Origin of the sequence: Tabrizicola sp., from assembly GCF_041913445.1 — a bacterium.
Lineage (GTDB): Bacteria > Pseudomonadota > Alphaproteobacteria > Rhodobacterales > Rhodobacteraceae > Tabrizicola.
On sequence record NZ_JAYSFG010000001.1, the window covers coordinates 159,524 to 172,442 of the forward strand.

9 protein-coding genes are annotated in these 12,919 nt (G+C 65.3%); 4 read left to right on the forward strand and 5 right to left on the reverse strand.

Annotation, left to right across the window (positions count from 1 at the left end):
• Positions 1-62: 62 nt before the first annotated feature.
• The 3 genes from glgC to ACE3Q6_RS00845 are packed head-to-tail and all read right to left on the reverse strand — an operon-like array spanning position 63 to position 5,959.
• Positions 63-1,334 (reverse strand): glucose-1-phosphate adenylyltransferase, encoded by a 1,272-nt coding sequence (gene glgC, locus ACE3Q6_RS00835; protein ID WP_374426685.1) that lies wholly within the window; start codon positions 1,332-1,334, stop codon positions 63-65.
• Between the two features lie 38 nt (positions 1,335-1,372).
• Positions 1,373-3,544: a 1,4-alpha-glucan branching protein GlgB gene (gene glgB / locus ACE3Q6_RS00840; protein WP_374426688.1), complete on the reverse strand. Its 2,172-nt coding sequence runs from the start codon at positions 3,542-3,544 to the stop codon at positions 1,373-1,375.
• A 21-nt stretch (positions 3,545-3,565) separates the two neighbouring features.
• Positions 3,566-5,959: a glycogen/starch/alpha-glucan phosphorylase gene (locus ACE3Q6_RS00845; protein WP_374426691.1), complete on the reverse strand. Its 2,394-nt coding sequence runs from the start codon at positions 5,957-5,959 to the stop codon at positions 3,566-3,568.
• A 251-nt stretch (positions 5,960-6,210) separates the two neighbouring features.
• On the opposite strand from ACE3Q6_RS00845, the gene ACE3Q6_RS00850 reads away from it, so the two are divergent.
• Complete coding sequence (locus ACE3Q6_RS00850; RefSeq protein ID WP_374426694.1) at positions 6,211-6,408, forward strand: heavy-metal-associated domain-containing protein; 198 nt, start codon at positions 6,211-6,213, stop codon at positions 6,406-6,408.
• On the opposite strand, the gene ACE3Q6_RS00855 is transcribed toward ACE3Q6_RS00850, so the two are convergent.
• Complete coding sequence (locus ACE3Q6_RS00855; RefSeq protein ID WP_374426697.1) at positions 6,405-7,745, reverse strand: NAD(P)/FAD-dependent oxidoreductase; 1,341 nt, start codon at positions 7,743-7,745, stop codon at positions 6,405-6,407. The two genes, ACE3Q6_RS00850 and ACE3Q6_RS00855, sit on opposite strands and share 4 nt — an antisense overlap.
• The gene (gene argE / locus ACE3Q6_RS00860) at positions 7,742-8,902 is read right to left on the reverse strand and encodes an acetylornithine deacetylase (RefSeq protein ID WP_374426700.1); all 1,161 of its coding nucleotides are present in this window, start codon (positions 8,900-8,902) and stop codon (positions 7,742-7,744) included. The genes ACE3Q6_RS00855 and argE overlap by 4 nt, the downstream gene beginning before the upstream one ends.
• Positions 8,903-9,147: 245 nt before the next feature.
• On the opposite strand from argE, the gene ACE3Q6_RS00865 reads away from it, so the two are divergent.
• Genes ACE3Q6_RS00865 through ACE3Q6_RS00875 form a run of 3 tightly spaced genes read left to right on the forward strand, consistent with a single transcriptional unit; the run spans position 9,148 to position 12,909 of the window.
• Complete coding sequence (locus ACE3Q6_RS00865; RefSeq protein WP_374426703.1) at positions 9,148-10,170, forward strand: ABC transporter ATP-binding protein; 1,023 nt, start codon at positions 9,148-9,150, stop codon at positions 10,168-10,170.
• Positions 10,163-11,209, forward strand: a complete 1,047-nt coding sequence (locus ACE3Q6_RS00870) for an ABC transporter ATP-binding protein (RefSeq protein WP_374426706.1) — start codon at positions 10,163-10,165, stop codon at positions 11,207-11,209. Before ACE3Q6_RS00865 ends, ACE3Q6_RS00870 begins: the two co-directional genes overlap by 8 nt.
• A complete protein-coding gene (locus ACE3Q6_RS00875; RefSeq protein WP_374426709.1) occupies positions 11,206-12,909 on the forward strand; it encodes a peptide ABC transporter substrate-binding protein in 1,704 nt (567 codons plus the stop codon). The genes ACE3Q6_RS00870 and ACE3Q6_RS00875 overlap by 4 nt, the downstream gene beginning before the upstream one ends.
• Positions 12,910-12,919: the final 10 nt, after the last annotated feature.

The following is a 12,919-nucleotide window of genomic DNA, read 5'->3' on the forward strand; positions in this document are numbered from 1 at the left end:
GCCTTGCCTTTCAAACGCTTCCTGCCCGGGGGTAACGCGACCTCCGGGCAAGGTCCAGCCCCTCAGCCAAGCGCCTTGGCCCGGGCGTCCAGCATGTCCTGAGTGATCAGCACGATGCCGTTGTCGGTCCGCCGGAACCACTTGGCATCGGCCTCCGGGTCCTGTCCGACCACCAGCCCCTCGGGAATCACCACCCCCCGGTCGATCACGCAGTTCTTCAACTGGGCCTTCCGCGCCACGCAGACCTGCGGCAGGGCCACGACATATTCCAGGCTGGAGAAACTGTGCGTCCGGACCCCGGTAAACAGCAGCGAGTTCGACACCGACGAACCCGAGACGATGCAGTCCCCGCTGACCAGCGAACTGACCGCCGACCCGCGCCGCCCATCCTCGTCATGGATGAACTTGGCGGGCGGCACGATCTCGGCATAGGTCCAGATCGGCCAGGCGCTGTCGTAGATGTCAAGCTTGGGGATGAAGTCCGTAAGGTCGATGTTCGCCTGCCAGAAGGCGTCGATCGTCCCCACGTCGCGCCAGTAGGGCTCGGTCTCAAGCCCGCTCATGACGCAGCTGTCGGCAAACTTGTGCGCCACGGCCTTGCCGTTCTTCACGATCTGCGGGATCAGGTCGAAACCGAAGTCATGGGTCGAGTTGTCGTCCTGCATGTCGCGGATCAGCAGGTCGCGCAGGAAGGCCCAGTCGAAGACATAGATCCCCATGCTGGCCAGAGCATGGTCCGGATCACCTGGGATGCCCGGCGGGTCCTTCGGCTTTTCCAGGAAATCGGTGATCCGCAGCGTCTCGTCGACATGCATGACGCCGAAGGCCGTCGCCTCCATCCGCGGGACGGTCAGGCAACCGATGGTCACGTCGGCGGCCTGCTCGACATGCTGGCGCAGCATGATCTCGTAATCCATCTTGTAGATGTGGTCGCCCGCCAGCACGATCACGTATTTCACACCGTAGCTGTCGATGATGTCGATGTTCTGCGCGATGGCATCCGCCGTGCCGCGGTACCAGTTGACCTCGTCCATCCGCTGGCTGGCGGGCAGGATGTCCAGGTATTCGTTCCGCTCCGCCCGGAAGAAGCCCCATCCGCGCTGGACGTGGCGGATGAGGGAGTGCGCCTTGTACTGCGTGGCAATCGCCATCTTCCGGATGCCGGAGTTGAGCGCATTGGACAGCGCGAAGTCGATGATCCGGGTCTTACCCCCGAAGTAGACCGCCGGTTTCGCTCGCCGGTCGGTCAGCTCCTTCAGCCGACTGCCGCGTCCGCCCGCCAGGACAAAGGCCATAGCCTGGCTCGACAGGCGCTGGTTCGGTCTTGGTTTCATCGCACTTCCCTCCCCCAAGGCGGTTCTCCCGCCGACTTCTAATCCTGTTGCAGATAGATTGCCGACAGCGGCGGCAGCGTGACAAGCGCCGATTGATGCTGGCCGTGCCAAGGCGTCTTTTCCGTGGTCACCCCTCCCAGGTTCCCACGGTTGCCCCCGCCATAGATCTCGGCGTCGGTGTTCAGGATTTCATGCCACTTGCCCGCCGCCGGCAGACCGAGGCGATACTGGCGTTCCAGCGGAGTCATGTTCACCACCGCCACCACCTGCTTGTCGCCCTCGTTACCCTTGCGGACCCAGGCGAAGACCCCCGCCTCGGCATCGTTGGACTCGATCCAGGCGAAGCCCTCGGGCCGCGTGTCGTTCACATGCAGCGCGCGAGTCTCGCGGTAGACCCGGTTCAGGTCGCGGACCAGGCGCTGCATCCCCTTATGTTCAGGGATATCAAGCTGATGCCAGTCGAGGCTCTGGTTGTGGTTCCATTCCGCCCCCTGCGCGAACTCCTGCCCCATGAAGAGCAGTTTCTTCCCCGGATGCGCCCACATGAACCCGTAATAGGCGCGCAGGTTGGCGAATTTCTCCCACGCGGTGCCGGGCATCTTCGACAGCATGCTGCCCTTGCCGTGGACCACTTCGTCGTGGCTGATCGGCAGGATGTAGTTCTCTGACCAGGCGTAGACGAGGCCGAAGGTCATCTGCCCGTGGTGGTACTTCCGGTAGATCGGGTCCTTGTGCATGTAGGACAGGGTGTCGTTCATCCACCCCATGTTCCACTTGAACCCGAAGCCCAGGCCGCCCCAGTTCGCGGGACGGCTAACGCCCGGGAAGGCCGTCGATTCCTCGGCCACCGTCAGGATCCCCGGCACTTCGCCATAGGTCGTGATGTTCATCGACCGCAGGACGTCGATCGCCTCATAATTCTCGCGGCCCCCATCCTTGTTCGGGATCCACTCGCCGTGCTTGCGGGAGTAGTCACGGTACAGCATCGAGGCCACGGCATCGACCCGCAGCCCGTCGACGTGGTATTCCTCCAGCCAATACAAGGCGTTACTGACGAGGTAGTTCTTCACCTCGACCCGGCCGTAGTTGTAGATCAGCGTGTTCCAGTCCTGGTGGAACCCCTCGCGCGGGTCCTGGTGTTCGTACAGCGCCGTGCCGTCGAACCGGCCCAACCCATGCGCGTCGGTCGGGAAATGCCCCGGCACCCAGTCCAGGATCACCCCCAGTCCCTTGCGGTGCGCGGCATCGACGAAGGCGCGGAATTCCGACGGCGTGCCATGCCGGATCGTCGGCGCGAACATCCCCACCGGCTGATAACCCCAGGAGCCGTCAAAGGGAAACTCGCTTACCGGCAGACATTCGATATGGGTGAAGCCCATGTCGGCGGCATAGTCGACCAGCTGCTCCGCGAGCTCCAGATAGCTCAGCATTCGGTCGCCCGGCGCCCGCCGCCACGACCCGAGATGCACCTCATACACGCTGATCGGCGCGTCGATGGTGTGCTTCGCGGCCCGAGCTTCCATCCAGTCGCCGTCATGCCAGTCACCCTGAATTGTCCTGACAACCGAGGCATTTGCGGGCGGATGTTCAGAGCCGAAGCCCACCGGATCGGCCTTGAGCGGCATCACCGCGCCGCCCGGCCCCTTGATCTCGTATTTGTAAGTCGTGCCCTCGCCCAGGCCGGGGATGAAGATCTCCCACACCCCCGTCGCACCCCGTCTCCGCATCGGGTTCCGTCGCCCGTCCCAGACGTTGAAGTCTCCCACGACGGAGACCCGTTCCGCATTCGGCGCCCAGACGGCGAAATGCACGCCATCCACGCCTTCATGCGTCATCACATGCGCGCCAAGTGCCTGCCAGAGGCGGCGGTGGCTGCCCTCGCCCAGAAGGTATTCGTCAAGCTCTCCCAGCACCGGGCCGAAGCGATACGGGTCCTCGAATTCCCAAGTCGTTCCATGCCCTTCCGCACGGAACGTATACTGAGCCTTGCGCGCCATCGGGCAGGTGAACAGCCCAGGCAGGCCCGGATAAGGCACCGCCTCGAGCTCGGTCTTGCCCGAGACCACCCACAGCCGGTCCGCCCCCGGCACGAAGGCCCGGATTTCCCAGCCCTTCCCCGACTTGTGCGGCCCCAGGACGCCGAACGGATCGCCGTGCCAGCCCCCGGCAATCGCCTCGGCCGCGCCCCTGTCGAGTGTCGTCTCAGCCATGCTTCCCCTCCCGAAAGCCTGTCAGAGCGCGGATGTCGCCTGCCAGATCTCTTCCATGTAGCTGCGGATCGTCCGGTCGGATGAGAAGAACCCGCTCCGCGCCGTGTTCATCGCCGCCATCTTCCACCAGCGGTCCGTATCGAGATAGGCCTTGTCCACCTCGCCCTGCGCCGCGTGGTAGGCGGCGAAGTCGGCGGCGACGAGGAAGTAGTCGTGATGCCAGACCCGGTGGACGAGGCCGTGATACCGCCCCGGCTCGTCCGGAGAGAACCGCCCCTCGGCGATCATCTGCAGCACATCCATAAGGGGCTGGCTCGCCTCGATGGCCTTCTTGGCATGGTCCGGGTCCTCGCGGCGCTTGGCGACTTCCTCGGCGGTCAGGCCGAACAGGAAGAAGTTCTCCACCCCCACTTCCTGCAGGATTTCGACGTTCGCGCCGTCCAAAGTGCCGATGGTCGGCGCGCCGTTCATCATGAACTTCATGTTGCCCGTCCCCGACGCCTCTTTCCCGGCGGTCGAGATCTGTTCGGACAGGTCCGCGGCCGGGATCACCCGCTCGGCCATCGTGACGTTGTAGTTCGGCGGATAGACGATCTTCAGCAGGTCGCCCGTCACCGGGTCTGCATTAACAACCTGCGCCACGTCGTTGATAAGCCGGATGATTTCCTTCGCCACCGCATAGCCCGGTGCGGCCTTGCCACCGAAGATCTTGACCCGGGGAACCCAGCCCGCCTTGGGGTTCGACCGCACCCGATGCCAATGCGCGATGGTTTCGAGGATGTTCAGAAGCTGGCGCTTGTATTCGTGGATGCGCTTGATCTGCACGTCGAACAGGGCGTCGGGCGACACCGCGATCCCCATTTCGCGCCCGATCCAGTTCGACAACACCACCTTGTTCTCGCGCTTGGCCGCCGCGAAGCGCTCGCGGAAGCCCGCGTTTGGCACATGGGCTTCCAGCTCGCGCAGGCGGTCGAGGTCCGCCTCCCAGCCCGGCCCGATGCTTTCGGTGATCAGCGCCGACAGGGGCCGGTTCGCCATCCGCAGCCAGCGGCGCGGGGTCACACCATTGGTCTGGTTGATGATCCGCCCCGGATGCAAGCCGTTAAGTTCCGGGAACAAATTCTTCTTCACCAGGTCCGAATGCAGCGCCGAGACGCCGTTGACCTTGTGGCTCATGATGAAGGCAAGCTCGCCCATCCGCACTTCCTGGTGCTTGACGATGCCCACGTAATGCGGCCGGTTCGGATAGGCGCGGCGGTGCCAGCTGTCGATCTTCTCGACGATCTGCATGTGGCGCGGCAGAACGTTGCCGAAGGTGAAAGTCGCCCATTTTTCAAGGGCTTCCGGCAACAAGGTGTGGTTCGTATACCCCAGGCAGGCCCGCGCGATGGTCAGCGCCTCGTCGAAGGGCAACCCATGCTCATCCGACAGAAGCCGGATCAGCTCCGGCCCCGCGATCGCCGGATGGGTGTCGTTCATCTGGATGGCCACATGCCGAGGCAAGGCGCGCAGGTCGGAGTGGTTGGACAGGTAGCGCCGCAGGATGTCCTGCAAGGCGGCCGAGGTCAGGAAGAACTCCTGCTTCAGCCGCAACTCCTTTCCCTGATAAGTGGTGTCATCCGGGTACAGCACCCGGGATAACGTCCGCGCCAGGGTCTCCGGTTCCGCGGCCGCCGTGTAGTCGCCCCGGTTGAAGCGTTCGAGGTCGAAATTCGTCGTCCCCTTCGCCCCCCATAGCCGCAGCGTGTTGGCCCACTTGCCCTGCCAGCCGATAACCGGAGTATCGAAGGCCTCGGCCGTCACGGTTTCCTGCGGATACCAGATGTCCTTGCCGTCGCGGCTTTCGACATGGCCCTTGAAGCCCACCGTATAGGCGCTTTCGGGCCGCGCGAATTCCCACGGATGGGCCTGCGCCAGCCAGTTCTCGGGCGTCTCGATCTGGCGGCCGTGGTCGAAGTGCTGGCGGAAGAGGCCATGCTCATAGCGGATGCCGTAGCCATAGGCCGGGCAGCCCAGCGTCGCCATCGACTCCATGAAGCAAGCCGCAAGCCGGCCAAGACCCCCGTTCCCCAGCGCCGCGTCGGGTTCGTCGTCGATCACCACCCGGATGTCCTGGCCGAAATGCGCCATCGCCTCGGCCGCCATGTCGTAAAGGCCCAGGTTGATCGTCGCGTCTTCCAGAATGCGGCCGATGAGGAATTCCATCGAAAGGTAGTAGACCCGCTTCTTGTCCTCGGCCCAGGTACGGCGGGTGGAGGCGAACCAGGGCTCGACAATCTGGTCGCGGATCGCATGGGACAATGCCATGCGCCAGTCATGCGCGCTGGCGTGCGGAGCGTCTTTGCCCACCGTGAAGGTCAGATGGCGCAGGATCGAGGCCTGCAGGATGTTCGGGGTAACGCTCAGATCGGTCACGGGTTTGTCCAGCAAAGTCTTCTCCTGGGAAAGCCTAAGCGCCGATGGGCGGCGGTCAAGCGGGCTTTCGGGGGCGGCGGGTCGGAACGCTCCTGTTACCGCAAACAATAAGTCTGTTTAAGTGATTTAAAGCGGTTTGGAAACGTGATTCGCCATTTTTTCCGGCGGATCGGCAGGGATGTCGCACTGGGACGACAAACCCTTGACGTGACAGCCAAGGTCTGGACCAATCAGTGGCAAAGAGGACCATCATGACCACACTTTCCGTTCCCGATATGACCTGCTCCCACTGCAAGGCAACGGTCGAGACCGCACTTGGCTCCGTCCCACAGGCGGGCGCGGTCACGGTCGACCTGACGACCCGCAAGGTCGAGGTGACCGGCCCTGCCCCGGCGTCCGACCTGATCAAGGCGCTGGACGAGGTTGGCTACACGGCCACCGTCGCCTAAAGGCTTGGCCCCGGCTCGATCCGGCTGCCGTCGCTGAACCGCGACAGGCGGAAGCGGCTCAGGTCGTGACCGACGGGCCGCCCCATCACGAGGTCCGCCACGACGCGCCCCATGCCGGGCCCGATCCCGAAACCAAGTCCGCTCATCCCCGTGGCAATGGTCAGGCCGGGGATCGGCGCGTGATCGACGATGGGCACGACGTCGGGCAGGCTGTCGATCATCCCGGCCCAGGCGGCTTTCAGCTTGGGTCGCCCCAGCGAGGGGAAAGCCTTGGCAAAGCTGTCCTGCACCTCGCCCAGGGTCGCCATGTTCGGCGCCGGGTTCAGGATGCGCTGGCGCTCGAAGGGGCTTTGCGCGTCCAGCGACCAGCGGCGCGGCGTGCCCCAGGCATCCGGAAAACCCTTCGGGGCCGCCAGGCGGAAGTTGGTGGACCGGAAATCCTTTTTCAACACAGGGAGATAGACGCCGAAGCTGCGAAAGGCGTCCTTGCCGATGAAGAAGTCGTGCCGCGCGCCGGGGGCGATGGAATAGCCGCCGTCCGCCCGCCTGCGGAAGGCGAAATCATCGTCCGCCGCATTGCCTGGAAAGATCTCCGGCATGGGTTCCGTTGCCGCCACGGAGGCCAGGACCGACAGCTGCGGAATGCTGACACCATGCGCCCCGAGGAACAGCCGCGACCAGGCCCCGGCCGCCACGACCACATGGTCGCAGGCGATCCGCCCGGCCTCCGTCACCACGCCCGCGACCTTGCCGGCTGCCAGGTCCAGCCCCCGTACGGCACAAGCCTCACGGATGACGACGCCCTTCTCCTCGGCCACCGCCGCCAGCGCCGGGACCGCGACCCAGGGCTCGGCACGCGCGTCCGAGGCGGTGAAGAGGCCGCCCTTCCACGGCGCCACCGCTCCCTTCAGCATCGCCATCGTCTCGGAGGCCGTCAGAAGCCGGGTGTCCAGTTGGTGCGCGCGGGAATGTTCGGTCCAGGCCTCGAACCCGTCGATCTCGCGCTCGGTCTTGGCCAGATAGAGGACACCCGTCTGCCGGAACCCCAGCCCGTCGCCCATCTCGGCCGCCAGCCGCTTCCAGATCGAGAGGCTTTCGACCATGATCGGCAGCTCGCCCGGGTCCCTGCCCTGCTGGCGCACCCAGCCCCAGTTCCGTCCCGACTGCTCTCCGGCGATCCGGCCCTTTTCGCAGACGACAACGGACAGCCCCTTTTCGCGAAGGAACCAGGCCGTCATCACCCCGATCACGCCGCCGCCCACCACCACCACGTTGGCCCGTGCCGGCAAGGGAGCGTTGAACCGGACCGGAGTGGCCTCGGAAATCGGGAAGTTCATGCGCAGCGCTCCAGCAGCCGCTCCATGAACCGCTGCCCGGCCTGGAATTCGCTGACCTCGAGATACTCATCCGCCTGGTGCGCCTGGGCGATGTCGCCGGGGCCGATCACCACCGCCGAATAGCCCGCGTCCTGGAACTGCCCGGCCTCGGTGCCATAGGACACCACCCCCGTCGCATTGTCCCCGGTCAACGCCCGCGCAAGCGCCTCGGCCGCGCCATCGACCTCCGGCCGCAGGGGCGAGACATCGAAGAACTTCTCCAGGTGCACCCCCGCCTCGGGCCGCTTCGCCTTCAGCGCGCGGTCCAGGGCCATCGCCGCCTCACGGAACGCCCCGGCATGGGCCTCGGGGTCATCGTCGGGCACGCAGCGCATCTCGACCGCGAAGCGGCAATCCCCCGCCGTGATGTTGTCCGCCGTGCCCCCCTGGATGCGGCCGATGTGCAGCGTCGTGAACGGCGGATGGAAGCGCGCGCCGATGGCCCCCGGCGGCCGCGCCTGGATCGCGTCGTTGTGGTCATTCACCCACTGGATCAGCCGCGCGCCTTCCATGATCGCCGACACGCCCTCGGGCAACAGCGAGGAATGCACCTCATACCCCTTCACATGCACCGCATAGCCCGTGCCGCCCTTATGCCCGGTGATGATCTTCATCCGCGAGGGTTCCCCGATCAGCGCCACCTCGCCCTTCGGCACCACTTCCTGCATCGTGCGGATCATCGGGGGCGCACCGGTGCAGCCCACCTCCTCGTCGTAAGAGAGCGCCAGCTGCAAGGGCCGCGCCACGCCCCGCGACTGCGCCTCGACCACCGCCCAGACGGCCAGAGCCACGAACCCCTTCATGTCGCAGGTCCCGCGCCCGTAAAGCTTTCCGTTCCGCTCCACCACCGTCCAGGGATCACTGGTCCAGGCCTGCCCGTCCACCGGCACGACGTCGGAATGCCCCGACAGCACCACCGCCCCCTCGACCCAAGGCCCCGCATGGGCGATCAGCGCCGCTTTCTGCCGGTCCTCGTTCCAATGCCGGAAGCACTTCACCCCCTGCGTGGTGAGATACCCCTCCAGCCATTCCACCAGGTCCAGGTTCGATTCGCGGCTGACCGTCGGGAATTTGACCAGTTGATCCAGAATCTGACGCGGCGTCAGTTTGGTCATCACTTTTTTCCTTGCCAGAGCTAGATTTGGTAGCCAGCCTGTCTATGTGCCCTGCCGTAGTCAATATCTGGCAGAATGCAGCGCAATCCGGTCATTCTGCCGGGGGAAGGCTGTAGAATCGCGCCGCAAATCGGGATTGATAGAAGGCCAAGAATCGTAAAGAGTTGACCACAAGAGACAGCCCAAGGTTGTCGGGCCGAAAAATCGGCCAATAAAAACAAGACTTAAGAAGTCGCGGGGAGAACTGAATGGCCGATGGGGCCGCGCCCGTCCTTGATGTCAGGGACCTCAAGACCGTGTTCCGCACCCGTGGCGGCGAAGTCCATGCCGTGAACGACGTGAGCTTCCACCTCAAGCCGGGTGAGCTTCTGGGCGTGGTGGGGGAAAGCGGCTCGGGCAAATCGGTCACGATGATGTCGCTTCTGCGGCTCCTGCCCACTCCGCCCGCCGATATCCGCAACGGCAAGGTCCTGCTCAATGGCCGCGACCTGCTGGCGATGTCGGACGACGAACTCAGGTCGGTGCGCGGCGCCAAGGTCGGCTTCGTCTTCCAGGACCCGATGACCAGCCTCAACCCGGTCTTCACGCTGGGCAACCAGATCATGGAGCCGCTGATCAAGCACATGCGGATGACCAAGGCCCAGGCCCAGGCCCGCGCGGTCGAGCTTCTGGAACTGGTCGGCATACCCGGCGCGGCGCAGCGCCTGCACCAGTACCCGCACCAGTTCTCGGGCGGGATGCGCCAGCGCGTGATGATCGCCATCGCACTCGCCTGCGACCCGGATGTCCTCATCGCCGACGAACCCACGACCGCGCTGGACGTAACCATCCAGGCGCAGATCCTGGAACTGGTGAAAGAGCTTCGCCAGAAGCTTGGCATGGCGATCATCTGGATTACCCATGACCTTGGCGTCATCGCCGGCATCGCGGACCGCGTCATGGTCATGTACGGCGGCCAGGTCGTCGAACACGCCCCCGTCCGCGAGCTTTTCGCCAACCCGCAGCACCCCTACACCCGCGCTCTTCTTCAGACGATCCCCCGGATTACCGGCCCGCGCACCGCACGGCTGAAGGTGATCCAGGGCCAGCCGCCGATCCTGACCGCCCCGCTCAACGCCTGCCCCTTCCGCGCGCGCTGCGAGCACCGCTTCGACACCTGCGACGCGGTGAACCCGCCCCGCCGGGCCGTGGACGGCCAGCCCATCGGCCAGGGCCATGACGTCGCCTGCCACTGGAGCGCCCCTGCCCGGCAAGAGCCCGCCCATGCTTGACGCGCGCCCCGCCCCCCTGGTCCAGGTCGAAGACCTGAAGATGCACTTCCCGATCTACACGGGCCTTTTCCGCAAGCACACGGGCGACGTGAAGGCCGTCGACGGGGTCTCCTTCCACATCGACGCAGGCCAGACCCTTGGCCTCGTCGGCGAATCCGGCTGCGGCAAGTCCACCGTCGGCCGCGCCATGCTGCGGCTTTATGAGCCCACCGCAGGCCGCGTCATCATCGACGGCGACGACGTGGCGAAACTCGCGCCCGAGCCTCTCCGCAAGAAGCGCCCGACCATGCAGATGGTCTTCCAGGACCCGCAGGCGAGCCTGAACCCCCGCATGACCCTGGCCGAGATCGTCAGCGAACCCCTGGACGAACACACCCGCTGGACCCGCGACCAGAAGCTGGAACGGGTCTACGAGCTGATGGACCAGGTCGGCCTTAACCGCCGCTTCGTGAACCGCTTCCCGCATGAATTCTCGGGCGGCCAGCGCCAGCGCATCGGGATCGCCCGCGCCTTGGCCCTGAAACCCCGCTTCATCGTCTGCGACGAGCCCATCGCGGCGCTCGACGTCTCGATCCAGGCCCAGGTCGTGAACCTTCTCGAAGACCTGCAGGAAAAGCTGGGCCTCACCTACCTCTTCATCAGCCACGACCTCTCGATGGTCCGCCACCTCGCGCAGCGCGTGGCCGTCATGTACCTTGGCCGCATCGCCGAGCTGTCCCCGTCCAAGGACCTCTACGCCCGCCCCCTGCACCCTTATGCCGAGGCGCTTCTCTCCGCCGTCAACGAGCCCGACCCCGAGCTTGCCGCGCGGCGGAACCGCATCATCCTGAAGGGCGACGTGCCCTCCCCCGCCAATCCGCCGAAGGGCTGCAACTTCTGCACCCGCTGCCCGAAAGTGATGGACATCTGCAAGACCGTGAAGCCCGACCTCATGGAGGTCGAACCCGGCCGCCTGGTCGCCTGCCATCTTTACACCGCCGCCGGATCAACCGGCGCGTCCGAGGCTAACGAGCGTAACCAACAAGGAGAGACCCGATGAAAATGAGAGCCGCCCTTCTGGGCGCAGTGGCCGTGCTGGGGCTGGCGCCCGCAGCCTTCGCGGAACGCGGCGCGGATGGCGAGGTGAAGCTCACCTTCCCGCAGGCCGTGTCCATCATGAACCCCTACCTCTCGGGCGGGACCAAGGACATCTACGCCTCCTCGATGGTGCTGGAGCCGCTGGCCGGCCTTGATCCGCAAGGCAACCTCGTCCCCAAGTTGGCCGCCGAAATCCCGACCCGTGAAAACGGCGGCATTTCCGAGGACCTGACCAGCATCACCTGGAAGCTTGCGCCCGATCTGAAGTGGTCGGACGGCACGCCGGTCACCGCCGACGACGCGGTCTTCACCTGGCAGTACTGCACCCATCCCGAAGGCGGTTGCGCGCAGGCCACCAAGTACGAAGGTGTCTCTTCGGTCGAGGCGGTCGATCCCTCGACCATCAAGGTGACCTTCGACGGCCCGAAGCCGAACCCCTACACCGCCTTCGTCGGCGCCCTGTCGCCGATCCTGCAGAAGGCCCAGTTCGAGGCCTGCATCGGGGCCGCGGCTCCGACCTGCACCGACCAGAACAACATGCCGATCGGCACCGGCCCGTTCAAGGTGACCGGCTTCACGGTGAACGACACCGTGACGATGGCGATGAACGAGAACTATCGTGACCCGGCGAAGCCCGCCTTCGCCTCGGCCGTGATCAAGGGCGGCGGCGATGCCGAAGGCTCGGCCCGCGCGGTGATGGAGACCGGCGAATTCGACTACGCCTGGAACACCCAGATCCCGCCGGACAGCCAGGCCGCGATGACCGCCGCCGGCAAGGGCCAGTTTGTTGTCGCCTTCGGCACGCTCGTCGAGCGGATCGAGATGAACCTGACCGACCCGTCGCCCGACCTGCCCGAGGGCGAGCGCGCCACCGCCAAGCACCCGCACCCGTTCCTGTCGGACATCAAGGTGCGGACCGCGCTGTCCAAGGCCATCGACCGCACGATCCTGGTCGAAGTCGGCTACGGCGCCGGCGGCAAGCCCACCTGCAACGTGATTCCGGCGCCTGACGCCTGGGCCTCGGACAACACCGGCTGTATCGCCCAGGACATGGAAGGCGCCAAGGCGCTTCTGGACGAAGCCGGCTGGACCGACACGGACGGCGACGGCATCCGCGACAAGGACGGCAAGAAACTGTCGATCCTGTACCAGACCTCGGTCAACCCGATCCGCCAGGACTTCCAGGCGCTGATCAAGGACTGGTGGACGGAACTTGGCGTCGAGGTCGAGCTCAAGGCCATCGACGCGGGCGTCTACTTCGGCGGTGACCCGGGCTCGCCCGACACCTTCCAGAAGTTTTATGCCGACGTCGAGATGTACGCCAACAACTCCGACAACCCGGACCCCGAGACCTACCTGGGCCAGTACCAGTGCAAGAACGCGCCCACGCCGGAAAACGGCTGGCAGGGCGAGAACATCAACCGCTTCTGCGACCCGGCCTATGACGAACTGCATGCCAAGCTGACCCAGACCACGGACGTGGCCGAACGTCAGGCGATCGCCAAGCAGTTGAACGACATGGTGACGAAGGACTCCATGGTCGTGATTCCGCTGGTCCACCGCGGCACGCTCTCGGCGCATTCCAACACCCTCGGCGGCGTCCAGATCAACGCCTGGGACTCCGAGATGTGGAACGTCGCGGACTGGTTCCGCGTGAAGTGACCTGATCCCC